Genomic DNA, 23502 nt, shown 5'->3' with positions numbered 1-23502 from the left:
TTTATTCCAAAAAATCCTTTAATTTTTGACTTCTAGATGGATGTTTTAATTTTCTCAAAGCTTTTGCTTCTATTTGTCTTATTCTTTCTCTTGTGACATCAAAGTCTTTGCCAACCTCTTCAAGTGTTCTAGGAGTACCATCAACAAGTCCAAATCTTAATGCTAATACTTTTCTTTCTCTTTCATTTAAAGTGTTTAAAATGCCTTCTAATTCTTCTCTAAGCATAGTAAAATTTGCTGCTTCATCTGGAGCGATAGCAGTATCATCTTCAATAAAATCTCCTAAATGACTGTCTTCTTCTTCACCAATAGGTGTTTCCAAACTTACAGGTTCTTGAGCAATTTTTCTGACTTCTCTAACCTTTTCTACTTCAATTCCCATTTCTTTAGCTATTTCTTCATTTGTAGGGTCTCTTCCCAAATCTTGTAATAATTGTCTTTCAATTCTAACAAGTCTATTAATAGTTTCCACCATGTGTACAGGAATTCTTATTGTTCTAGCTTGGTCAGCAATTGCTCTTGTAATAGCTTGTCTGATCCACCAAGTAGCATATGTTGAGAATTTGAATCCTCTTGTATAGTCAAATTTATCAACTGCTTTCATAAGACCAAGATTACCTTCTTGAATCAAATCCAAAAAGCTCATTCCACGTCCAACGTATCTTTTAGCAATACTTACAACCAAACGTAAGTTTGCTTCTGCTAACTTTTTCTTAGCTCTCTTAGAGCCATTTTCCATTTCTTGTGCTAATTGAACTTCTTCTTCAGCTGATAACAAAGGAATTTTTCCAATTTCTTTTAAATACATTTTTACTGGGTCGTCTACATTAATTCCTTTAATATCAGAAACATCTTCGATGATCTTTTTGTCATCTTTAATATCGTCATCGTCTTCATCATCAATAGATTCATCATCTTCGATATCGTCTTTGTCATCATCCTTTGAAGATGATTTCTTCTCTATTTCATCATTACTTTCAAAAATCTCAATATTATTTTCAATTAACAAATTTCTTATATCTTCTATATCATCTTCATCAAGGCAAGAAATATCATCAATATTTTTGAAGTCTTTGATAGTAACTATGCCATCATTCTCATTACCTATCTCTATTAATTGGTTTAATGCATCTTTTTTTATTTGTTCAACATCCAAGTTTTCTTCTGACATAAAAAAACTCCTTTCTGACTATTTGTACTCTTTAATTTGTCTATTAATTTCTAAGATTTTATTCAAAATTTCATTGTATTCTTTATTAATCTTTTCATTAAATTCTACTGATTGCATTAGATCTAGCTGAGATTTAATATTATCTTTTTCTTGAGTCATTAGGTATTTTTTAATCTCCAATACGACTCTACCAATATTATTAATACTAATTGAATATCTAGATTTCTGATATAAATAATCGATAGTTCGATCCATTTGAATATCATTTTTGAAATAATCTCTAGCCGCTTTTTCATCAATTTCATTTTCATTATTTTTAGAATAATAAAAATCCACAAACTCCATAAAGTTATTATAAGAACTGATTTTAGTTTTGAATTTTGAGAATTCTTCTTTTAAATCATAGTATATATCTTTATGAAAACAAGCAATTGTCATTATATCAATTGCAGTTATTTTTTCCTGATTATTAATACTATCTTTTTCTGTATTTTGATTATCTTCAGTTCTCTCATAATGAAAATTCACGTTAGGCTTAGTTTCTTTCAGCTTATTATAGACATCTTTTTTCAAACTCACATATTCTATGTTTAAATCATCAGAAAATCTCTTAATATATTCATCCCTAATGACTTCTCTATCTAATTTTGATAATAAAGTTGTCAAATCATCTATAAGTTGTATTTTTTCTTTTACATCATTAATATCGTATTTTTGAAGTATTTTCTTGTATTCATAAATAACACTATCCATTGCGTTATCTATTAACCTATCGAAACTTTCATTTCCGTATTGTTTAATATAATCATCAGGATCCATATTATCAGGTATGACAATAATGTTAGGACTAATATCCTGCTCTTTAAATATTTCTATAGCACGAGATGTTGCGTTTTGACCTGCTGAGTCACCATCATAACATATATAAATATTCTTACAATATCTTTTGATTAATTTTGCTTGATCATGTGTTAGAGAAGTACCTAATGAAGCAATAGCATAGTCAAATCCATAATTTGTCAATGAGATAACATCCATATATCCTTCTACCAATATGATTTTCCCAACTTTAGTAGAATTTTTTAAATTAGAAACTCCATAAACATTCTTGCTTTTATCGTAAGCTAGGCTCTGAGGAGAATTCATATATTTTGCCCTTGAATCCGCAAGAGCTCTACCACCAAAACCAATAACATTGCCTCTTATATCTATAATAGGAAACATCAACCTATTTCGAAATTTATCATAAACATTCCCTTTTTCGTCCTGATTTATGAGGCCGACTTCTATTATATCATCTTTTTGATACCCTTTTTGTAGTAAATGACGATAAAGACTGTTTTTCCCATCAGCGTAACCTATTATAAACTTATTAATCAAATTATTATTAAGATTTCTTTTTTTTATATAATCCTTCGGTATGTCATTTATCAATAGATTTTTGTAATAAAATAATTTGGCTTCATTATTAATTTCAAATAATTTTTTGCGATGTTCGTATTTTTCTTTATTTACTTCATTTGTTTCGACTAAAATACCTAACTTATCTGCCAAAAATTTAATAGCTTCAGGATATGACATGCCCTCTTTTTGCATTATAAAGGATATAACATCGCCACCAACACCACAACCAAAACAATGAAAAATGCCTTTTGATGGCGATACACTAAAAGACGGCGTCTTCTCATTGTGAAATGGACATAGTCCAACATAATTTGAACCAGCCCTTTTCAATTCAACATAATCTCCAATTACAGAAACTATGTCTGCAACACTTTTTATCTCATCTATTTTATCTTGTGGTATAAATCCCATCTTATCATCCTATCTTTATATGCTCCAAGAATCTGGTATGAAAATTTCTTTAAAAGTTCTTTTTGCAAATGAATCAGTCATACCAGCGATATAATCTGTAACTATATCATCTTTGGTTTTATTTTGTAACTCAATATTATTGTAAATATCTGTGTGTGATTTTGGTAATCTACTAATATCTTCTAAATAGTAACTATATAGATTAGTTAGTACATATTCTACTTTTTTATCATCTTTTCTTACTATGTCGTTAAAATATACGTTCTTAAACATAAATGATCGCAAATCTTCCATTAGTCTATAAGTTTTATCAGACATTTCAATGTGATTTTTATCGAAACTATTTTCAACTAAATCATTTACTAAGAAATTAATTCTTTTTGAACCTCTATCTCCTAGTTCTTCTGTAATTTCTATAGGTAAATCACTATGTTTTATAATATTTGATCTAATAGAATCATCAATATCGTGATTAATGTAGGCAATTCTATCTGAATATTTAATAATTTGCCCTTCTAAGGTATTTGCCTTGTTGCTACCTGAATGATTCACTATTCCATCTAATGTTTGTTTCGTTAGATTAAGACCTATTCTAGAACTTGAATGTTCTAGATATTGGACAACATTAATGGATTGTTTATAATGTTTGAATCCTTTTGGATTGAGTTTATCTAATATCTTTTCACCTACATGCCCAAAAGGTGTATGTCCCAAATCATGTCCCAAGCCTATTGCTTCTACTAAATCTTCGTTTAAACGTAAACACCTTGCAATAGTTCTAGCTATTTGGGTAACCTCTAATGTGTGCGTTAACCTTGTTCTGTAATGGTCTTTTTCAGGATTTAAGTACACTTGTGTTTTATGTTTAAGTCTTCTAAAAGATTTTGAGTGAATAATTCTATCTCTGTCAATTTGAAACGGATTTCTTAAATTATCATTTGGTTCGGATTGAATTCTCGCAGCTTCATTTGATTTTGTAGCAAATTCACTATAATAATTTTCATATAATTTAAAATCTACATTCATATTAAATCACACCCTAATCTATATTTTTTATATACCCCAAAACACGGTGTATAATTCATAAATACATTAAAAAAAGCCAAACACCTGTTTGGCTTTTGGATATAAAGTAGATTTTAGTTATCTTCTTCGATTTCTTTTAATTTTAAATCTAATAATGCACCTAAATCACTGTTAATCAAAGTTTCTTCACTTGATTCTGGTTTAGTTTCTACTTTTTTAGGTTTAACTTTTTTAGGTCTTGGCTTTCTTTCTGGTTTTTCAGGTTTTGGTAATAAAGCTTTCATACTTAAAGCTATTCTTTTCTTTTCAGGATTGATTTCTAAGATTTTAACTTTAACTGTATCACCAATATTTAATTCATCTGATGGTTTATCAACGTGTTCATTTGAAATTTCAGAAACGTGAACTAAGCCTTCAATTCCTTCAGCTAATTTAATAAAAGCACCAAAGTCAACTAAGTTTACAACTTCTCCTTCAATAACATCCCCTTCGTGATTGTTTTCAACGAAAGCGTCAAATGGTTTTTGTTGTAATTGTTTCAAGCCAAGTGAGATTCTATTCTTTTCTCTGTTAGCTTTAAGAACTAAAGTTTCGATTTCATCTCCAACTTTTAAAACATCTTCTGGGGATTCAATTCTATTCCAAGAAATATCTGAAATATGAAGTAAACCATCTACTCCACCTAAATCGATAAATGCACCAAAGTCTGTTAATCTTTGTACCTTACCAGTTATTGTTTCACCAACAGTTATGTTTTCCCAAGCCTTATCTTCAATTTCTTTTTGTTCTGCTTCTACAACAGCTCTGTGAGATAAAACTAAACGTCTCTTCTTTTCATCTATATTCAAAACTTTACATACCAAAGTTTCTCCTACATATTTAGATAAATCTTTTACAAAGTGAGTAGTTACTTGAGAACCTGGTATAAAAGCTCTTACATTATCAATTGTAGCTATTAAGCCGCCTTTTACTACTTGTGTTACTTTTGCTTCTACAGTTGAATCATTATCAAAACTAGAAACTAAATTCTTCCAGTTTTTAATTCCTTCAACTCTTTTTGTAGAAAGTACAACATTTCCTTCTCCGTCATCTAGCTTAATAACGTAAACTTCGATTTCGTCGCCTTGTTTGTACAAATCCTTAGGTAATTTACCTTCTTCTGTTGATAATTCGTCTAATTTAATAATACCATCAGCCTTATAGCCAATATTAACCATGACTTCATCATCTGTTACATAAATAACTTCACCCTTTACGATTTCTTTTGGGTAAATCTTATTCATGCTTTCTTCTACTTGTTCCATAAAATCCTTGCTGTAATTATCCATTAAATTTACAACCTCCTCAATAATCCAAGCCGGTGTGGACGCACCAGCTGTAATACCTAATAATTTAGATTCAATAATACTATCATCGATACAAATATCCTTGTATGTTTCAATTCTTAAAACTTTTTTGCAATTTTGTTTTGCAATATCATACAATTTATTTGTGTTAGAACTATTCAAGCCACCAATCACAATCATACAATCGACATTCTTAGAAAGCTCTAAACAAGCCATTTGTCGGCTTTTTGTAGCCCCACAAATAGTATTATCTATCACAACGTTAGTATTACCTCTTACTATTATATCAGAAATTTCCAAAAATTTCCTCTTTAAATTAGTAGTTTGTGAAATTACATATAATTTTTCACCTTTTATTTTTTTTGCCTCATCAATTGAGTTAACAACTTCAACATTATTTTCGACTTGTCCTTTCATCGCTATAATTTCCGGATGATTTGGATCTCCAATAATAATAATTTTGTAACCTTCTTCGTGTTTTTTATTTATTTTTTCATAAATTTTTAATAGTGATGGGCAAGTTAAATCTACTAATTTGTATCCATTATTTTTTATTTCTTCTTTTAATTTTAATGTTGCACCGTGAGATCTAATAAAAATCGTAGAGCCTTTCTCAGCTTGAGTATAATCGTCTATCTGTTTTATACCCAAAGCTTCTAATCTTTTACATTCTTGTTCGTTATGGATAAGCTGACCCAAAGTATACTTTAATTTTGATGGGTCATTTTCAATTATCTCTATTGCTCTTTTAACTCCATAACAAAATCCCGCATTTTGTTGTACTATTATATTCATCAATTCACCTTGTAAATATTTTCGTATATAGCTCTAGTTATTGCTTTATTTCTTATATCTTTTGAAACATCATCAAAACTTGATATAGCTATTTTATCTCTTACAAACACTTCTACTTTTGATCTGAACTTATAATTAGAATTTATGAATACTGGGATAACATCTGCTCCTGCTCTTGACGCAATCATAGCAACTCCTGTTTTCATATTTTCTTCACTAACTGTTTTTACTCTTGTTCCTTCTGGAAATATTCCCAAAACTTCATTGTTTTTTACAAGCTTGATAGCGTCTTTTATCGTTTTAATATTTACATTATCTCTATCAACCGGAAAAGCTCCAAACTTGTTTAGTAAAAAACCTAGAAATTTATTATCAAATAATTCTTTTTTTGCCATAAATCGTATGGGTCTCTCAAAAATTATCGCTAATAAAATTGGATCCCATAAATTTATGTGATTTGCACAAATAATTAAAGGAGTTTCAGGAAGTTTCGTATTTCCATGAACAACTAATTTGTATCTTATTTTAAATACTATTTTCAATAAAAATCTTGCAAATCTATAAAACATTTCTACCTCTAATTATCTCTATTATTTTTTCAACAACTTCATCAATATTCATATCATCAGAATTTATATAAACAGCATCTTCGGCTCGTTTCAAAGGAGCATATTTTCTATTTTTATCCTGTTCATCTCTTAATTTTATGTCTTTTAGAATCGTTTCATAAGATGAATCGTCTTTTTGTTCGTTAAATCTTCTTTTGGCTCTAACTTCGGGTGATGCATCCAAATAAAACTTGTAATCAGCGTTCTTTAGTATGTTAGTACCAGCATCTCTTCCATCAATAATAATCGCTTTGTTGCTCGCAATCTGTCTTTGAATTTCAACTAATTTTTCCCTTACAGAATAATATGTTGAAACTTTTGATGCTGCCATAGATACATCATTAGTTCTTATTTTATCTCTCAAGAATTCACCATTAACTTTAATCTTAGATGATTCAAATGTTATGTCCAAATTGTTCAATACATGCATGACCTCTTCTTCGTCTTCCAAATTTATATTTTTCTTCAAACAAAAATAAGCAAGAGAACGATACATTGATCCCGTATCCAAATATTCAATGTTTAATATATTTGAGATTAATTTACAAACTGTTGATTTACCAGATCCACTTGGTCCATCAACAGTAACAGAATATACGTCATTATTAATCAATTCAATATAAACATTATCATCGTCATTTTTTCTGAGCATTCTTGATGAGATCAAAATATTTTTATTTGTTTTAATTAATCTATCGTCGAAAATTTCTTTCATAACTCTAGGCGTCGATATCAATAATATGTCAAAATTTTTGTCTTTGATATATTCATTAATATCATCATAAAGTTTTGATTCATTTTCGTATTTGATTTTTTTCATATATTTATCCCCGCTAAATAACCCGTTGAAAAAGCAAATTGTAAGTTAAATCCTCCTGTAAAACCATCAACATCAATTACTTCTCCACAAAAATATAGGTCTTTTACAATTTTAGATTCCATTGTGCTTGGATCAATCTCATTAACATCGACTCCTCCCACACTAATTATTGCGTAATCAAGCTTTTCATTTGATACATAAGTAAAATCAAAACTTTTTAAAATTCTTCTTAAATTATCACGTTCATATTTTGTTATTTCATTTACTTTTTTATTTGGATTTATACTTGCAGATTTTAAAATTGGCAGTATTAATTTTTTGATTGTTATTTTACTTATAGCATTTTCAATTGTTTTGTTTTGATTTTCGCTGAAATCTCTTAAAATCCTATCATCAAGTTTTTGATCTTTCAATCCTGGTTTCAAATCTATCGATATTTTAATGTCACCATTTTTATTGCACAATATACTTGATAAAGTAAGTACTAAGGGACCTGAAATTCCTTTTCTTGTAAAAATCATTTCACCTATATCATCGTATATCAATTTCTTATTCAAATAACATTTTAGTCCGACGTTTTTAAGACTAACTCCCTCTAATTCTTCCACATTTTCTTTTAAAATAATTGCACTCAAACCAGGCTTCATTTCGTGGATAGTATGACCTAGCTTGGTTATTTGACTGTAAAGAGATCCATCTGAGCCGGTATTTGGATATGATTTACCTCCACAGGCTATGATAACTTTATCAAATCCATATTCATCACGGTTTGTAGTCAGATAAAATTTATTAGATTTGTAAATTTTGTTTACCTGCTCATTTAAGTGCAAATGTACATTTTTATCCTTCAATATTTTTTCAAATACTTTAATCACATCTGATGATTTATCACTCTGTGGAAAAACCCTATTTCCACGTTCGACTTTTGTTCTAAGACCATTTGAATTAAAAAAATTTATGACTTGTTCGTTAGTAAAGTCATAAAATGGGCTGTAACAAAAATATTTGTTTGTATTAATATTTTCAATTAATTCTTGTATATCACATGAATTGGTAATGTTGCATCTTCCTTTTCCGGTAATGAACAATTTCTTACCTATTTTTTCATTATGATCAAAAATATGAATTTCATATTCATCTTTAATGAAGCTTGCAGCCATTAATCCTGCTGCACCTGCTCCTATTATCGCTACATTCATTATTTAATCCTTTCAATTAAGCATACAAAAGGTGGATTGTTTATTTGATTTATAAAATCGTATCTAATAACATTGAATTCTTTTTGGTTTAATTTATGAAGATATGCGATTATGTTTATACTTTCTTCAAGTCCTGGCTTGTGCCCAGGATAGAAAGTAATAACAACTTGACCTTCTGTGCTTAGCACTTTCAAAAGTTTATCTAAAGTTTTAATTACAGTATCATAATCAGTAGTTATTTTTTTATCTCCACCTGGAAGGTATCCCAAATTAAACACCACAAAATCAATTTTCTGATTAATATATTTGTCAAAATTTAGATGAGAATCGTTAATAACTTTCAAGTTCTCAAATTTTCTAGAATTATCTATACAATCTTTTTGGATATCAAACCCATAAACTTCAATGGTTTCGTTTATGGATAACATTTTGTATGAATCGTTTCCGTTTCCAAATGTCATATCTAAACAAATTTTTGAAGTTGGAATTTTATCTTTCATCAATGATTCAACTAATGTTTTAGTATTGTTATAAATCATTACAGCTTCCCCTAAAAAGTAGATTAAAGTCTATTTTGCCTTGATTTTCAAAAAATGATTTTACTAAACCATTATTATCATAAAACTCTTCAATACCAAAATCTCTCAAATTCATCCCTATACTTTTTAGAAAAAATAACTTGTTAGAATTCTCCTCTTGTAATTGAAAATCTGCTATATTTGCTCTTTTATCTTCTGTCCTAATCAGAGAATACCCTTTTGGTTTTAAGTCGTCAATATATATAAAGCAAAAATCCCCTACAATATCTTCTATTTTTAAGTTAAAATTTTTTAAAATTTCTTCGTCTTTGTTATTTGCAAGTCTAACTTCAATCATATTTACCTCTTATTAAGTCCAAATCTTTTCTCTTTAACAGTACGTATTCTCCGCTTTTTAAATTATCGTCCATCTTGTAATTACCAATCTGAACCCTTTTCAAATCTAAAACCGGATGATTTATATAATCAAACATTCTTCTAATTTGTCTGTTCCTACCCTCATAAATAGTTACCATGTATTTTGTATTGTCTTTTACATTGGCAATAAATTCTATATTTGATTTTTTTAATTTATAACCATCTAATATTATTCCATTTTTTAATTCTTGTATTTTGTTTTTGGTTGGTTTACCTTTAACTAAAACCTCGTAAACTTTTTTATGCTCAAATTTAGGATGAGTTAATTCATAAGTTAAATCACCATCATTCGTTAATATTAATAATCCATGAGAATCCTTATCCAAACGACCAACTGGATAAACCCTTGTATTAGATTTAATTAAATCAACAACTTTTTTATTAGCGAATTTATCCTTAACTGTTGAAGTATATCCAACAGGTTTATTGATAGCAATATAAACTTTTTCTTCTTTTTTTCTAATTTTCTTACCTTCAACTTCAACAATGTCACCATCATTTACTTGATACGATAAATCTAAAAGTATTGTCCCGTTGACACAAACTTTTGAGTTTTTGATTAGTTCATCAGCCTTTCTTCTAGAACAATATCCACTTTGCGCGATTAACTTATTTATTCTCATTTTCTTTTTCCTTAATAAGTTTTTCTATTTCGTTTAATTTAGGAAGATCTTCCAAAGAATTAATATTAAAATAATACAAGAACTCATCCGTAGTTCCGTATAATATAGGCTTTCCGATTTTATCGAGTCTTCCGACTTCTTTTATTAGATTTTTTTTAGTTAAAGTGTCAATTGATGAACTAGATTTTACTCCCCTTATTTCATCAATTTCAATTCTTGTTATTGGTTGTTTGTAAGCTATAATCGATAAAACTTCCATGGTGGTATTAGTTAATCTTGTATTTTTATTTTTCACAAAAATTTCTTTTAAAAATTCGTAGTATTCTTTTTTCGTTTGAATTTGGTAGCTATCGTTGATGCATCTGATTTCCAGAGAAGTGTTTCTATATTCGTATTCTTTAATTAAATCATCGAGCATATTTCTAGTTTCTTTTTTGCCAAGGTTTATAGCTTCAGATATTGAAGAAATATCTAATGGTTCACCCCATAAGAAAAGTAAAGATTCAATTTTATTTCGAATAATTTTATCTTCCATAATTACCTCATTAATATTTCCGTATTACCCTCATTTTTTACAACTTTTAGTATGTTGGATTTTAATAATTCTAGTAAAGCTAAAAAAACAGATATAACTTCATTTCTATTGGTCTTTTTGGATAAAAAATATGAAAAACTATATTTGTTATTTTTTTCTACCTTCCACAATATATCTTCAATACAATCTTCAATCTTATATTCTTCCGCTTCTATAATTTCTGTTTCTTCAATGACAATTCTATTATCTACCTTATTTAATATTTCTAACAAAGTTTCAGATAATAAATTAATGTCAGGAACAATCAAATTTTCTTTTTCAGATTGATAAACCGATAAATCCTCTTGAATTTTTCTAAAATGTTTCGATGAGATGTTTTCTAATTCAATCAATTGTTTAGAGATTTCTTTAAATTTTTTATATTCTATTAATCGTTGTTTAATTAAATCTTCATCTATCTGATCATCTTCATCAAAATCATTTTTGGGTAATAATTTTTTTGATTTTATATATAACAAAGTAGAAGCTAAGTAAATGAAATCAGTCAAATCTTTAGTAGAATGATTTTTCAAATTCTCAACTTCTTCAATGAATTTATTTGTAATTTTTGCTAAATCAACATTTTCTATATCAATTTTTTCTTTTTCAACCAAATTTAATAAAAGATCCATTGGACCGTTGAATTCTTCAGTTTCAATAATTAAACTCATAGTGCAATTGCTAACCTTAAAAACTTATCAATTATAAATGATGTTATAGGCGTTAAAACTTTACCCAACACACCTGAAAAAATTAATATAAGCAATATAAAATAAGTGTATTTTTCATATTTTGCCATAAAATCTAAAAATTTTCCTGGAAAAAAAGCAGTTATAACCTTAGAACCATCTAAAGGTGGAACGGGTATTAAGTTAAATACAGCAAAATACACATTGTATACAATAAATAAACTCAAAATTTCTGATACTACAGGATTTACATGAGAAAATTTAACATATAAAAACGAAAATATAAGTCCTAAAATTAAATTTACTGTAACTCCTGCAATTGAAACCAAGAACATCCCTAAATGTCTGTTCCTAAAATTGTATGAGTTAATTGGAACTGGCTTTGCCCAACCAAACTTGAATAAAATCAAACTAATTGCACCTAATGGATCAATGTGATCAATAGGATTGAAGCTTAATCTACCCATGCTTTTAGCCGTATTATCACCCATCCAGTAAGCAACATAACCATGAGCAAGTTCATGGAGAACAATAGTTGGAAGTAATACAAGTATAATTATAATATAATGATTTATCGTTTCTAGCATTTATTCACATTCCTTAAAAAATATAGAATTCCCATAATTGTCTTCCCGTCAACAATAGCTCCATCTTCTATCATTTGCATTAATTTTTCTTGTTCGATGAGTTCTATATTTAAAAATTCGTCATCATCTGCTTCTAGTTCGTCTCTGAATAATTCTTCAGCCAAAAAGAAACTTACTTTTTCATCACTAAAACCCGGAGAAGAATAAGCATCGAACAGATAAGTTAAATTCTTGCAATTATAACCTATTTCTTCCCTCATCTCTCTTATCGCCGCGTCTTTTGGTGTTTCATTGTGTTCAATTAACCCTGCTGGTAATTCCATTAATTGTTGGTCTATAGCTTTTCTATATTGACTCACAAAAAATAATTTATTATCTTTTACCGCAATTATGCACACAGCATTTGCGTGTTCAACAATTTCTCTTTTAGAGTATTTTCTATTTGGAAGTTCAACCGTATCTAATCTGAGGTTTAAAATTCTTCCCTCATATATCATTTCACTCTTTATAGTTTTTTCTTCATAATCCATAATTATCTCCTATCATTTTTTAATTCATTTGCTTGATTGATCATTAATTTTGCTTGTTCAATTGTCGTTTCTGTGATGTTTATTCCACCGATCAATCTCGAAATTTCATTTACCTTTTCTTCAGGAGTTAATACTTTTAAAATTGATTTTGTTTCGTTATTACAATCAATCTTTTCAATTAAAATGTGATTATCGCTCAATGAAGCTATTTGAGGTAAATGACTTATTGAAATCACTTGCTTATCTTTTGATAAATCAATAAGTTTTTCACCTACTACCAATGCCGTCCTACCACTAATTCCAGTATCAATTTCGTCAAAAATAAGAGTATTGATATCTTCAAAATCTGATATAACTGACTTAAATCCAAGCATAATACGTGAAATTTCTCCACCAGATGCAATAGATACCATTGGTTTTAAATCTTGCCCTAAATTTGTTTTAATTAGAAAATCCAATGAATCATAACCTTTTTCATTGAAATCAGAAAGCTTTTCAAATTTGACCTGAAAATCAGCATGTTTCATATTCAAATCTTTTAGATTTTGAACAATCAATTTTTCTAATTTAGAAACAATTTTTTTTCTAATTTTATGAAGTCTATCTGATAATTCAATCCCCTTCTGCTTGTCTGAATCAATTAATTTCTTGAATTTTCTTTTATTTTCTGTAATTTCATTCAGTTCTTTAAGTCTACGTTCCAAATCTTTTCTAAATGAAATTATATCATCAATAGATTTTCCGTATTTTCTCTTTAAATTTGTAATTATTGCTATTTTATTTTCTAAATCATTTAGTTTGAACTCATCTTGATAAATGCTTGATGAATATGAACTAATCCTTGAGAACAAGTCGTCCATCTCATAATAAATCTTATCCAAATCTTGCTTAAAAGAATTCACTTCATTATCAAACTCACAGATTGAGTCCATTTTGCTTAAAACAATATTAAACATAGTGTTTATATCTTGTTCATTGTAGTTTTCATCCGAATACATGTTTAATATTTCACCGATATTATTTTTAATCAAATTAACATTCGATAGTTTATTATATTCATTTTCAAGTTCTTCTTCATCCAAGTTCTCAAGATCTATTTGTGATATTTCTTCAATTTGATAATTTATTATATCGAGTTGTCTATCCTTTTCTTCGTTTGAAATATTAAAACTCTTGTACGCTTTTTTGTATTCTGCAATATTATTGAGAATTTCCCTTAACTCAGTTTTGATTTTAAAAGTTTCTTCCTTATCAAAAGAATCAATTAAATCTAGATAAAAATCCTTGTTCAATAGTGATTGAGTTCCATTTTGTCCATGAATGTCAACAAATTTACTCATTAATTCATTTAGTGTGTTAAGCGTGATTGATCTATTGTTTAATTTATTTATACTTTTTAAATTAGTATCTACAATTCTTGAAATTATTATTACTCCATCTTCAACATTGTATCCCATGTCTTCTAAAAATTTAATTTTAGAATTATCAGCTATTGTAAATGTCGCTTCAACAATAGTTTTTTTTGAAGAATCTCTGATAAAACTTTTGTTAAATCTTTGTCCTAGAAGAAGTTCAAAAGCTTCTATCAAAATTGATTTTCCTGAACCAGTTTCCCCAGTTATGATATTAAGTCCATCTGTAAAATCGACATTGATTTTGTCAATTATCGCAAAATTTTCTATATAAAGAGAATTTAACATTTTTTTACCTGATGATTGATTTGATTTCTGAAACTAATTTTTCCAATCCAGATTTATCTTCAACAGTTATATAAATAGTATCATTACCTGTTAGAATTCCTGCTATATTGTCTAATTTAGCGTTGGTAATTGCCATACCACATACTGTTGCAGTGTGAGATATTGTTTTAATAATTACCATATCTTCATTATGCTTGATAGTCAACACAGCAGATCTGAAAATCTTATCTAATCTTTCGTTTAATGAATCGTGTACAGTGTCAATTATTGCATAATGATATTCGCCTTCTCTAGTTTGAACTTTTGATATTCTTAATTCTTTTATATCTCTAGAAATAGTAGCTTGTGTAGCTCTAACTCCATGAGCTTCTAAATAGTCAGAAAGTTCTTCCTGAGTTCTTATTTCATTTTCTTCTATTAAGTCTAGAATTAATCTTTGTCTTGTGTATTTTTTCATATTTCTACCTCAATTTATTAAATGCTGTCTCCACAACATCCTTGAATTTTATATTTTTATTATCTAAAGTCGTAATATGGATTAAATACTCTATATTTCCACTCTTACCTTTTATTGGACTATGTGTCATCTCAGAAATATACAATCCTTCATCATTTAGATAATTATTAATATCATTTATTATAGATAAATGTTCCTTTTTATTATTAATTATATGATTTTTTGTTTTTAATTCAAACTGCGGCTTTATCAAAAATATCATTTCGCCATTATTTTTTAGCATTTTAACGGCATTTGGAATAATCATTTTCAATGATATAAAAGATACATCGCATACTATAAAATCAAATCTCGGATACTCATCTACATTAATATTTCGAAAATTAGTATTTTCGAATAATTTAACCCTGCTATCATGTCTGAGTTCGTCAACCATTTGATTATTGCCAACATCAATAGCATAGACTTCTTTTGCATTATTTTTTAATAAAACCTGAGTAAATCCACCAGTAGATGAGCCTATATCTAGGCATAAATCATGCTTACCTATGTTAAATACCTCAAAAGCTTTTAAAAGCTTCAGAGCGCCTCTTCCCACATATTCAATGTGTTCTTTCACTTCAACTTCATCAGAATTTATCTCAAGTGATGGTTTCTTTACTAAATTACCCTGATAATAAACTAATTCATTCTCAATCAGAGATTTTGCCTTTGTTCTAGAAGATGCAAAGTTTTTTTCGCACAAATACAAATCAATTCTCATATTAATATTTCCTGTCCAACAGTTTATTTGTAATTTCAATTAAAGGTTGAGAATTATCGATATCTTTAATACAATCTATAGCTTTATCAGAGTACTGATTTGCATCTTCAATGCCTTTTTCTTTTCCAAAAATAGTGACATAAGTTTTTTTATTAATTTTTACATCATTTTCATAATCCATAATGTCATCAATTATTTGAAAAGCCATTCCTAGATTAAAAGCATAATCTTCTAGTTTTAATAATATATTATCGTCAACTTTACTTAAAATTCCAGCAGATACAGTAGCTGCTTTAAGTAAATTACACGTTTTTTTATCGTAAATTTCAATAATATTTTTTTCAGAAATCTCACTGTCAATATCCAAAAGTTGACCTTTTATCATGCCAAAACAACCTGATTTCTTTACGATATAATTTGCACACTTTGCGTCAATTTCGTTCTTAATCGATTCAGATAATACTTCAAATGAATAATTTAAAAGTGCATCCCCTACTAAAACTGCAATATCTTCTCCGTATTTTTTATGCACTGTTAACTTTCCTCTTCTATATTCGTCATTATCCATACATTCTAAATCATCATGCACTAATGAATAATTGTGAATTAATTCTATGGCAATAGCGTAATTTACAGATTCAGTTATCGATTCATTAAACATTTGATAAGTTAACAAAAACAAAAGTGGCCTTAATCTTTTTGCACCATCGTCAACAATGGTGTATTGCATAGCTTCGCCAATTTTATCATCGGAAAATTTTAAGTCTTTTAATGAAGTGTTTATTAAATTTATAATTTCCTTACTATTCATTATCATCACTTAAAAGCATGTTTATTTGAAAATCTTCTTCTTTGTTATCTTTAATCAAAGTCATTTTTCCTTCTTGTTCTTTCAAAATAGAACTTAATCTCTTGTGAAGCTTCATGCCTTCTTCGTATAATTTTATATTTTCTTCAAGACTCAGCTCTCTGTCTTCCAACTTTTCAACGATGTCACTTAGTCTTTTTAATCCTTCATCGTATTCTCTATATTCATTCATTGAATTTCTCCTTATTTTGAACAGTTGTATCAAGTTTACCATCTTTCATAATTAAGACAATTTTTTCGTTCTCCATAACATCATCAATAGATGAAATACTCTTATCATTCTTTAATACTTTTGCATATCCATTCTCTAAAATTGTACTTGGATTCAGATGCAATAAGTTATTTTTATATGAGTCTAAAATCAATTCTTTGTAATTAATATTTGAAATCAAATTTTTAATCATTGTTATTCGAATTTTATTTAGTTTTTCGATTTCTAAAGATAATAGCTTATCAGGTTTCAACAGATTTAATTTGTGGTAAATATTTAATTCTTCATTGAACTTATCTTCCAAATTTTTCTTATAAGCTTTTTTTAAGCTATCCTTCAAAAGTTGAAGATTATCCATGTGTTCTTTAATAATGTTTTTGGGGCCTAAAAATTCCAACTGCTTACCATAATACTCTAATTCTTGATTTTCATCTTCAAATCTTCTCATCAAAATTCTATTAATTTTAGCGTAACTTTCCTGTAAAAAATATTTTAATTCATCAAAATCAGCAGTGGCTAGCTCAGCAGCTGCTGTTGGAGTAGATGCTCTTAAATCAGCTACAAAATCAGAAAGCATAAAGTCATTTTCATGACCAACGGCGCTTATGATAGGGGTTTTTGAATTATAAATAGTTTTTAAAAGATTTTCATCATTAAATGAATTTAAATCCTCAAAACTTCCACCGCCTCTTCCTACTATAAGAGTATCTAGATTTTGCTCATCCATATATTTAATGCCTTGTATAATAGATTCTGACGATTGTTCTCCTTGAACAACACAATGATATATCAAAATATCGCAAATAGGATATCTTCTCTTTATTGTTCTGCAAATATCATTCACGGCCGCTCCTGTAGAAGATGTAATCACGCCAATAGCTTTAGGATATTTAGTTATGCATTTTTTGGTTGATTCCGAAAAAAAGCCTTCCTGTTCAAGCTTTTCTTTTAACTCTAAATACTTTTGAAAAAGGTCTCCAGTGCCTGATTTCTTACATTCTTTTACAAGAAGTTGATAAGTGCTTGATCCTTGATATGTTGTTATACTTCCTCTTAGTTGAACTTTGTCTCCATCTTTTAAGTTTATAGTTTTTGCAAGAGACATTGTTTTAAAAATCATACAAGAAATCAATGCTTTTTCATCTTTTAATCTAAAATAAACATGTCCTGAAATATTTTTATTAAAATTTGAAATCTCACCTTCTATCCACACATTTGATAAAATTGGATCTTTCTTCAAAGTATTTTGAATATAATCAGAGATCTCTTTAACACTATAAACTTGCATTTTCTTTTCTCTTTAATACAGAGCCTAATATGCCGTTGATAAAACTGTATGATTTTTCTGTAGAATATTCTTTCGCTAATTCAACGGCTTCATTAATTGCAACACTATCTGGAGTGCTTTCCACGTATAGAATTTCGCAAACACCAACTTGTAAAATCGATAAATCTAATTTGTTAATTCTGTCCAAGTTCCATTGTTTTGTGTTATTTTCTATAATATTTACTATGTCATCAATATGTTCAATAAAATTTAATACAATTTCTTTGAAAAATACTATATCATTTTTATTAATATTCTGATATTTACAAAATTCTTCAATTCTATTTTTATCGTAATCTCCATTCATATTCATTTCATAGATTAATTGCATTGCGCTTTTTCTAGATTGTCTTCTTGACATATTTCCTCCAAGAAAATAACCCTCTGATAAGAGGGTTACATTAAATACTTATTTTCTCACAAACAACATCTACATTTATGACAACTAACCCAGTCATCATGCCGATATTTTCTTTTATTTTCTTTTGCACCTTATAGCATACATCCTTGATGTTATAATCAGAATCTACTTCAATATGGGCTCTTACATTTACAGCATTGTCAAGAATTTCAATGATTACTGATTTTTGAGCTCCTTTTTGTATATTTACTTTTTCTGATTGTGGTGTCATAATAGCTTTTACACCTTCAACTTCCATGCAAGCTTCTGCTGCAATAAGTGAAATTATGTCATTAGAGATCTTAACAGATCCGTTATTAAATTTATTATCCATGTTATTCCTCCACACACAAATTTTATCAAAAAATGAAAAAAAATTCAATTTTAATTTATTATTGCTTCTATAAATTTTTCTGGTTCAAACTTAACCAAATCATTAACCTGTTCGCCAATTCCAATGAATTTTACTGGAATTCCCAATTCCATTTCAAGTGGAAATATCATTCCACCTTTAGCTGTACCATCTAGTTTTGTAATTATAGCACCTGTTAAATCAGTTGCATTCATAAATTCTTTTGCTTGAATAATAGCATTTTGTCCAGTTGTGCCATCTACAATTAATAAAATTTCTTTTTTAGCTTCCGGATATTCTTTTTCAATAACTCTCTTTATTTTATTCAATTCATTCATTAAATTCTTCTTATTATGAAGCCTTCCAGCTGTATCGCAAATTAATATATCTGCATCTCTACTTTTCATAGCACTAACTCCATCAAAAACAACACTAGCTGGGTCAGAACCTTCTTTGTGACTAATAATGTCAACTTTAGCTCTATTTGCCCATTCAGTAAGCTGCTCTATAGCCGCTGCTCTAAAAGTATCGGCAGCAACCATCAAAACTTTTTTCCCATCTTTTTTGAATTTCATGGCTAATTTACCAATCGTAGTAGTTTTTCCTACACCATTTACACCGACTACTAAAATAATAGTTTTATCATCTACATTTAAATTATTGTCGATCTTATCATTAATTATATTTTCTTTTAAAATATCAGCCAAAACATTTTTTATTTCACTTGGATCTTGAATGTTATTAAGTTTTACTTTATCTCTCAATTGAGCAACAATCTTTAATGTTGTTTCAACACCAATGTCAGCGGAAATCAAAGTTTCTTCAATTTCTTCGAATAATTCTTCATCAACCGTTCTATAATTGGCTAAAACTTGATCAATCTTATTAGAAATATTGTCACGAGTTTTAAGTAATGAATTCTTTAATTTTTCAAAAAATCCTTCCTTATTTTCTTCTTTATCTTCGATAATTTCTTCAGATTGTTCTTGGTATTTTTCGTTATCAGTTTCAGACTTTTCATTCTTTTCTTCAACGACTTTTTCAGCATCATTAACTTCTTCGCTTATTTCTATATTTTCATTGGATTGACTAATTTCTAATTCTTCTTGTTGTAAATCTTCTTCTGTATTTTTTGTTTCTTCGTCATCTTTTTTAGACTTAAACTTATCAAAGAACTTATTTAGCATATCTCTCTCCTATCTACATCTAATTTAATCATTTTAGATATTCCATCTTTTTCCATACTTATTCCATATAAAATGTTAGCTATCTCCATTGTACTCTTTCTATGTGTAATAATAATGAATTGAGTTTTTTCTTTAAATTTAATTAAATATTCTTTGTATCTCCTAATATTTATTTCATCTAAAGCAGCATCTATTTCGTCTAATATACAAAAAGAAGATGGTCTTGTCTCAAAAATCGCAAAAAGCAACGCTACCGCTGTCAACGATCTTTCTCCACCGGACAACAAGTTTAGACTTTGAAGTTTTTTCCCAGGTGGTTGAGCAGTTATTTCAATTCCAGAACTTAGAACATCATCTTCGGTCAATTTAAGACTTGCATATCCTCCATTAAAAAGTTGTTTAAAAATCGCAATAAATTTTGTATTTATTTCTTCAAATTTTTTGGTGAATACTTCTTTCATTTCTCTATTAAGCTTATTAATAGCGCTCATGATATCTGCCCTGGATTCAATTAAATCATTTTTACTCTTAGTCATAAAATCAAATTCTTTTTTAACTGATTCATATTCTTGAATACTATCTACAGAAAAAGAACCTATATTTCTTAAATCATTGATAATTTTATTGATTTCTTTCTGACTAATTTTAATATCAGAATTAGATTCTATTGTGTCGATATTAATATCATAGAGCTCATTAATATCTATTTTAATATTATTTAACTTCTCTGTTGTATTTAAAGCCTTTTCGATTAATGAGTTATTGCTAATTTCTATTTTTTGAACACTAGCATTTGAATCATATATTGATTGCTCAATCTTTGTTAACTCTGATTTAAATTCATTCATATTGGACTTCATATATAAAATTTCATTATTTAGCCCAGAAATAATATCATCATAATCAACAGTTTTAGATTTTATATCATTTTTATGGCTTTTGTATTTAGAAATACTTTTATGAATTTCATCAATTTTAACTGAATTAACTTTAAAGTTATCTTCCAAATATTCTTTTCTGATTTTTGCATCATTTAACTGATTATTAAATATATTTAAATCCCTTTGTACAGAAGAGTATTCAGATTTTAAACTAATTATATTCATTTTTTCCGAATTATATTGTTCTTGTAATTTCTCAATTTCAACACTTAATTCTTTTAAAACATTTTCTAATTCTACAATTTGATTTTTTAAATCAGTTTCTTGTAAATCATTGGCTTCACTTTGTATAGTATTTGAATTTAACTTATTATCAAAATCACTAATACTAGACCTCAAATATTTAATCTCAAACTGTTTGTCTTTTATGTTGATATTACAAGCATCCTTTTCAGTTCTTAATTTTACAATCTTATCTTCAATAATTTCTAAATCGGATTTGTTTTGATTAACAATATCAATATTTTCTTCGTATATTTTTTTCAAATCGTTGTATTCATTAACACAGTTTTTATACAAATTTTCAACAGAATTTAAACTATTTTTTGTTGATAGTATTGAGTAATTGGAAGGCTTTTTATATCCACCTACCATTGAACCCCAACTATTAATGATATCACCATCTAATGTAACTATTCTATAGTTTTTGTATTTCGAACTTACGTTAATAGCATCTTCCATATTTTGAGTGACAAGTGTTTTCTGTGCAAAATAATCTACAATATCCCTAAATTTTTCATCAGATTTTATAAATTCATTTAAATGTCCAAGTACCAATTTATCTTTTACATAATCATAATTTCTAGATTTTATTTTATTTAATGGTAAAAAAGTAAGTCTTCCTATCTTATTTGACTTTAAAAAATTAATTAATTCCTTACCATCATTTTCATTGCTGACAATTATATTTTGAAACGCTGATGACATTATTGCATCAACAGATTTCTCATACTGCTTTTCTACACTGATTAAATCCCCAAGTGTCCCTATTACTTTATCTTGTAAACTAGGATTTAACTTTTTAAAAAAGTTTTGAACTGTAAAATTGTACCCTTCGTGATTATCTATAGTATTTTTCAAAAACATATATTTATTTTTGTTAGTTATGGATTCTTCTTTTAAGTTGGATAATTTGTCTCTTAAATTAATTAAAGCTTTCTCTTTATCATTTATAATGCTAGAAATTCGTTCTTTATCTTTATCTAAATTATCCAAATGTTTGTCATAATCACTTAGCGTTTCTTCTAAATTTCGTAATGCTTCTACTAATTGATTTAATTTGAATTCAGATTCTTCTTTTTGCTTTTTTACCTCTGATATTTCTTTCAACCTTTCTTGTTCGATAGCATCACGTGAAGATTTTTCTATAATATGTTGTGTATAAATTGACTGTAATTTATTTAATTTTTCTGATTTCTTATCGCTCAATTCTTTTTTAATGTTAAGTTCATCTTCAGAATCATCAATATTCATTTTTTCTAAATTTGAATTTATTTCTTCAAGCTTTTTCTCAGAGTTTTTTATTGTATTTTGTAAATTATCAATTTTTGATGTTAAATTTTTAATTTCTGATGAATAATTCTCGTTTTCTTTTGTTAATCTCTCTAATTCAGTGTTGCTATTTTTAAGTCTTTCATCATTCAATTGAATATCTGATTCGTTTTTTATTTTTTGACTCTTAATATCCGCTAAATTAGAGATTTTCAATTCTGTATCGATATCTATTTTATTGATGCTTTTTAATAAATCATTTCTTTTATTTGCAAATCTTACAAGTTTTGATTTTAAGTCAATCAAGCTTTTATCATTATTTTCTTTTTTCTCAATGACATCACTTAGTGTAATAGAAAGTTTTTCGATATCCAATAAAGCTTTTTGGATTTCCATTTCCTTTAGTTTTTCTTCCAGATCAATTCCTTGTTTAGCCTTTTTACTTTCTTTTTCTAAATATTTTAATCTATCGACTTGTGAAATTAATATATCTTCAATTCTTAGTAAATTCTCATTAGTTTGTTCAAGTTTCTTAACACTTTGTTCTTTAATGTATTTTTGTTTGGAAATTCCAGATGCTTCTTCAAATAATTCCCTTCTATCTTCACTTTTTGATGACAGAATTTCGTCGATTTTACCTTGGCCTATTACAGAATATCCTTCTTTCCCAATTCCCGTATTCAAGAATAATTCCTTTACATCTTTTAAACGAACTTGGTTTTTATTAATGTAATATTCACTTTCACCAGTACGGAAAACTCTTCTCGTTACTGTAATTTCTTGATAATCAATGTCTTTCCATAAGTCATTTTCGAATGTTATGGAAACTTGTGCAAAGTTAACAGGTTTTTCCTTCTGAGTTCCAGCAAAAATAACATCTTGCATTTTATTCCCACGGAGATTTTTTGCTGATTGTTCACCTAAAACCCATAAAATAGCATCAGAAATATTTGACTTCCCGCTACCATTTGGCCCAACAATTGCTGTTATGGGATTATCAAAATTCAATTTTATTTTATCTTTAAAGGACTTAAAACCTTGTATTTCAACTGATTTTAATCCCACA

General features: G+C 27.9%; 24 protein-coding genes. All 24 read right to left on the bottom strand.

The genetic code is table 11. The features are described 5' to 3' along the window. Position 1 precedes the first annotated feature (1 nt). A complete protein-coding gene (gene rpoD / locus GKG01_RS00635; RefSeq protein WP_094207179.1) occupies positions 2–1171 on the bottom strand; it encodes an RNA polymerase sigma factor RpoD in 1170 nt (389 codons plus the stop codon). A gap of 18 nt (positions 1172–1189) precedes the next feature. Then, positions 1190–2986: a DNA primase gene (gene dnaG, locus GKG01_RS00630; protein WP_154271096.1), complete on the bottom strand. Its 1797-nt coding sequence runs from the start codon at positions 2984–2986 to the stop codon at positions 1190–1192. A gap of 15 nt (positions 2987–3001) precedes the next feature. Next, a complete protein-coding gene (locus GKG01_RS00625; RefSeq protein WP_154271095.1) occupies positions 3002–4012 on the bottom strand; it encodes a deoxyguanosinetriphosphate triphosphohydrolase in 1011 nt (336 codons plus the stop codon). A 113-nt stretch (positions 4013–4125) separates the two neighbouring features. Next, positions 4126–6153 (bottom strand): bifunctional 4-hydroxy-3-methylbut-2-enyl diphosphate reductase/30S ribosomal protein S1, encoded by a 2028-nt coding sequence (locus tag GKG01_RS00620; protein ID WP_110058003.1) that lies wholly within the window; start codon positions 6151–6153, stop codon positions 4126–4128. Continuing rightward, complete coding sequence (locus GKG01_RS00615) at positions 6153–6722, bottom strand: lysophospholipid acyltransferase family protein (protein ID WP_094207187.1); 570 nt, start codon at positions 6720–6722, stop codon at positions 6153–6155. Before GKG01_RS00615 ends, GKG01_RS00620 begins: the two co-directional genes overlap by 1 nt. Then, positions 6712–7581, bottom strand: a complete 870-nt coding sequence (gene cmk, locus GKG01_RS00610; RefSeq protein WP_154271094.1) for a (d)CMP kinase — start codon at positions 7579–7581, stop codon at positions 6712–6714. The genes GKG01_RS00615 and cmk overlap by 11 nt, the downstream gene beginning before the upstream one ends. After that, entirely contained in the window at positions 7578–8780 is a 1203-nt protein-coding gene (locus GKG01_RS00605) for an NAD(P)/FAD-dependent oxidoreductase (RefSeq protein WP_154271093.1), read from the bottom strand. The genes cmk and GKG01_RS00605 overlap by 4 nt, the downstream gene beginning before the upstream one ends. Then, positions 8780–9319 carry a class I SAM-dependent methyltransferase gene (locus tag GKG01_RS00600; protein ID WP_094207190.1) on the bottom strand — a complete coding sequence of 180 codons (540 nt, stop codon included), beginning with the start codon at positions 9317–9319 and terminating at the stop codon, positions 8780–8782. The genes GKG01_RS00605 and GKG01_RS00600 overlap by 1 nt, the downstream gene beginning before the upstream one ends. Next, entirely contained in the window at positions 9309–9656 is a 348-nt protein-coding gene (locus GKG01_RS00595; protein WP_094207191.1) for a hypothetical protein, read from the bottom strand. The genes GKG01_RS00600 and GKG01_RS00595 overlap by 11 nt, the downstream gene beginning before the upstream one ends. Then, positions 9649–10359, bottom strand: coding sequence for a pseudouridine synthase (locus tag GKG01_RS00590; protein WP_094207192.1), 711 nt, complete (start codon positions 10357–10359; stop codon positions 9649–9651). Before GKG01_RS00590 ends, GKG01_RS00595 begins: the two co-directional genes overlap by 8 nt. Continuing rightward, complete coding sequence (scpB, locus tag GKG01_RS00585) at positions 10346–10894, bottom strand: SMC-Scp complex subunit ScpB (protein WP_002836510.1); 549 nt, start codon at positions 10892–10894, stop codon at positions 10346–10348. The genes GKG01_RS00590 and scpB overlap by 14 nt, the downstream gene beginning before the upstream one ends. A gap of 2 nt (positions 10895–10896) precedes the next feature. Then, entirely contained in the window at positions 10897–11604 is a 708-nt protein-coding gene (locus GKG01_RS00580) for a segregation/condensation protein A (protein WP_094207193.1), read from the bottom strand. After that, on the bottom strand, positions 11601–12209 hold the full coding sequence (locus GKG01_RS00575) for a site-2 protease family protein (protein WP_094207194.1): 609 nt from the start codon (positions 12207–12209) through the stop codon (positions 11601–11603). Before GKG01_RS00575 ends, GKG01_RS00580 begins: the two co-directional genes overlap by 4 nt. Then, complete coding sequence (locus GKG01_RS00570; protein WP_094207195.1) at positions 12203–12739, bottom strand: NUDIX hydrolase; 537 nt, start codon at positions 12737–12739, stop codon at positions 12203–12205. Before GKG01_RS00570 ends, GKG01_RS00575 begins: the two co-directional genes overlap by 7 nt. Positions 12740–12741: 2 nt before the next feature. Then, a complete protein-coding gene (gene recN / locus GKG01_RS00565) occupies positions 12742–14439 on the bottom strand; it encodes a DNA repair protein RecN (RefSeq protein ID WP_094207196.1) in 1698 nt (565 codons plus the stop codon). A gap of 4 nt (positions 14440–14443) precedes the next feature. After that, entirely contained in the window at positions 14444–14896 is a 453-nt protein-coding gene (argR, locus tag GKG01_RS00560; protein ID WP_002836519.1) for an arginine repressor, read from the bottom strand. A 4-nt stretch (positions 14897–14900) separates the two neighbouring features. Continuing rightward, positions 14901–15659 (bottom strand): TlyA family RNA methyltransferase, encoded by a 759-nt coding sequence (locus tag GKG01_RS00555; RefSeq protein WP_094207197.1) that lies wholly within the window; start codon positions 15657–15659, stop codon positions 14901–14903. Position 15660: 1 nt separating this feature from the next. Then, on the bottom strand, positions 15661–16470 hold the full coding sequence (locus GKG01_RS00550; protein ID WP_094207198.1) for a polyprenyl synthetase family protein: 810 nt from the start codon (positions 16468–16470) through the stop codon (positions 15661–15663). Continuing rightward, a complete protein-coding gene (gene xseB, locus GKG01_RS00545) occupies positions 16463–16699 on the bottom strand; it encodes an exodeoxyribonuclease VII small subunit (protein ID WP_002836523.1) in 237 nt (78 codons plus the stop codon). The genes GKG01_RS00550 and xseB overlap by 8 nt, the downstream gene beginning before the upstream one ends. Then, a complete protein-coding gene (gene xseA, locus GKG01_RS00540) occupies positions 16692–18026 on the bottom strand; it encodes an exodeoxyribonuclease VII large subunit (protein WP_094207199.1) in 1335 nt (444 codons plus the stop codon). Before xseA ends, xseB begins: the two co-directional genes overlap by 8 nt. Further along, positions 18013–18426: a transcription antitermination factor NusB gene (nusB, locus tag GKG01_RS00535; protein ID WP_094205749.1), complete on the bottom strand. Its 414-nt coding sequence runs from the start codon at positions 18424–18426 to the stop codon at positions 18013–18015. The genes xseA and nusB overlap by 14 nt, the downstream gene beginning before the upstream one ends. Before the next feature lie 40 nt (positions 18427–18466). Continuing rightward, positions 18467–18799 (bottom strand): Asp23/Gls24 family envelope stress response protein, encoded by a 333-nt coding sequence (locus GKG01_RS00530; protein WP_002836527.1) that lies wholly within the window; start codon positions 18797–18799, stop codon positions 18467–18469. Between the two features lie 50 nt (positions 18800–18849). Beyond that, on the bottom strand, positions 18850–20004 hold the full coding sequence (gene ftsY, locus GKG01_RS00525) for a signal recognition particle-docking protein FtsY (RefSeq protein ID WP_154271092.1): 1155 nt from the start codon (positions 20002–20004) through the stop codon (positions 18850–18852). Then, positions 19998–23501 carry a chromosome segregation protein SMC gene (gene smc / locus GKG01_RS00520; protein ID WP_172975076.1) on the bottom strand — a complete coding sequence of 1168 codons (3504 nt, stop codon included), beginning with the start codon at positions 23499–23501 and terminating at the stop codon, positions 19998–20000. The genes ftsY and smc overlap by 7 nt, the downstream gene beginning before the upstream one ends. Position 23502: the final 1 nt, after the last annotated feature.

This window comes from Finegoldia sp. BIOML-A4, assembly GCF_009679635.1.
GTDB classification, from domain to species: domain Bacteria; phylum Bacillota; class Clostridia; order Tissierellales; family Peptoniphilaceae; genus Finegoldia; species Finegoldia magna.
Note: the sequence above shows the minus strand (reverse complement) of the source record. Positions and strands in the feature narration are given on the sequence as shown.

Bases quoted from the DNA above. Each gene is read 5' to 3' on its own strand.
- xseA (WP_094207199.1), bottom strand. From the start codon at position 18,026: ATGCAAGTTTATAGTGTTAAAGAGATCTCTGATTATATTCAAAATACT.
- rpoD (WP_094207179.1), bottom strand. From the start codon at position 1,171: ATGTCAGAAGAAAACTTGGATGTTGAACAAATAAAAAAAGATGCATTA.
- GKG01_RS00575 (WP_094207194.1), bottom strand. From the start codon at position 12,209: ATGCTAGAAACGATAAATCATTATATTATAATTATACTTGTATTACTT.
- ftsY (WP_154271092.1), bottom strand. From the start codon at position 20,004: ATGCTAAATAAGTTCTTTGATAAGTTTAAGTCTAAAAAAGATGACGAA.
- cmk (WP_154271094.1), bottom strand. From the start codon at position 7,581: ATGAAAAAAATCAAATACGAAAATGAATCAAAACTTTATGATGATATT.
- GKG01_RS00600 (WP_094207190.1), bottom strand. From the start codon at position 9,319: ATGATTTATAACAATACTAAAACATTAGTTGAATCATTGATGAAAGAT.
- GKG01_RS00615 (WP_094207187.1), bottom strand. From the start codon at position 6,722: ATGTTTTATAGATTTGCAAGATTTTTATTGAAAATAGTATTTAAAATA.
- recN (WP_094207196.1), bottom strand. From the start codon at position 14,439: ATGTTAAATTCTCTTTATATAGAAAATTTTGCGATAATTGACAAAATC.
- dnaG (WP_154271096.1), bottom strand. From the start codon at position 2,986: ATGGGATTTATACCACAAGATAAAATAGATGAGATAAAAAGTGTTGCA.
- scpB (WP_002836510.1), bottom strand. From the start codon at position 10,894: ATGGAAGATAAAATTATTCGAAATAAAATTGAATCTTTACTTTTCTTA.
- GKG01_RS00590 (WP_094207192.1), bottom strand. From the start codon at position 10,359: ATGAGAATAAATAAGTTAATCGCGCAAAGTGGATATTGTTCTAGAAGA.
- GKG01_RS00625 (WP_154271095.1), bottom strand. From the start codon at position 4,012: ATGAATGTAGATTTTAAATTATATGAAAATTATTATAGTGAATTTGCT.
- xseB (WP_002836523.1), bottom strand. From the start codon at position 16,699: ATGAATGAATATAGAGAATACGATGAAGGATTAAAAAGACTAAGTGAC.
- nusB (WP_094205749.1), bottom strand. From the start codon at position 18,426: ATGTCAAGAAGACAATCTAGAAAAAGCGCAATGCAATTAATCTATGAA.
- GKG01_RS00605 (WP_154271093.1), bottom strand. From the start codon at position 8,780: ATGAATGTAGCGATAATAGGAGCAGGTGCAGCAGGATTAATGGCTGCA.
- GKG01_RS00530 (WP_002836527.1), bottom strand. From the start codon at position 18,799: ATGGATAATAAATTTAATAACGGATCTGTTAAGATCTCTAATGACATA.
- argR (WP_002836519.1), bottom strand. From the start codon at position 14,896: ATGAAAAAATACACAAGACAAAGATTAATTCTAGACTTAATAGAAGAA.
- GKG01_RS00550 (WP_094207198.1), bottom strand. From the start codon at position 16,470: ATGAATAGTAAGGAAATTATAAATTTAATAAACACTTCATTAAAAGAC.
- GKG01_RS00620 (WP_110058003.1), bottom strand. From the start codon at position 6,153: ATGAATATAATAGTACAACAAAATGCGGGATTTTGTTATGGAGTTAAA.
- GKG01_RS00580 (WP_094207193.1), bottom strand. From the start codon at position 11,604: ATGAGTTTAATTATTGAAACTGAAGAATTCAACGGTCCAATGGATCTT.
- GKG01_RS00595 (WP_094207191.1), bottom strand. From the start codon at position 9,656: ATGATTGAAGTTAGACTTGCAAATAACAAAGACGAAGAAATTTTAAAA.
- GKG01_RS00570 (WP_094207195.1), bottom strand. From the start codon at position 12,739: ATGGATTATGAAGAAAAAACTATAAAGAGTGAAATGATATATGAGGGA.
- GKG01_RS00555 (WP_094207197.1), bottom strand. From the start codon at position 15,659: ATGAGAATTGATTTGTATTTGTGCGAAAAAAACTTTGCATCTTCTAGA.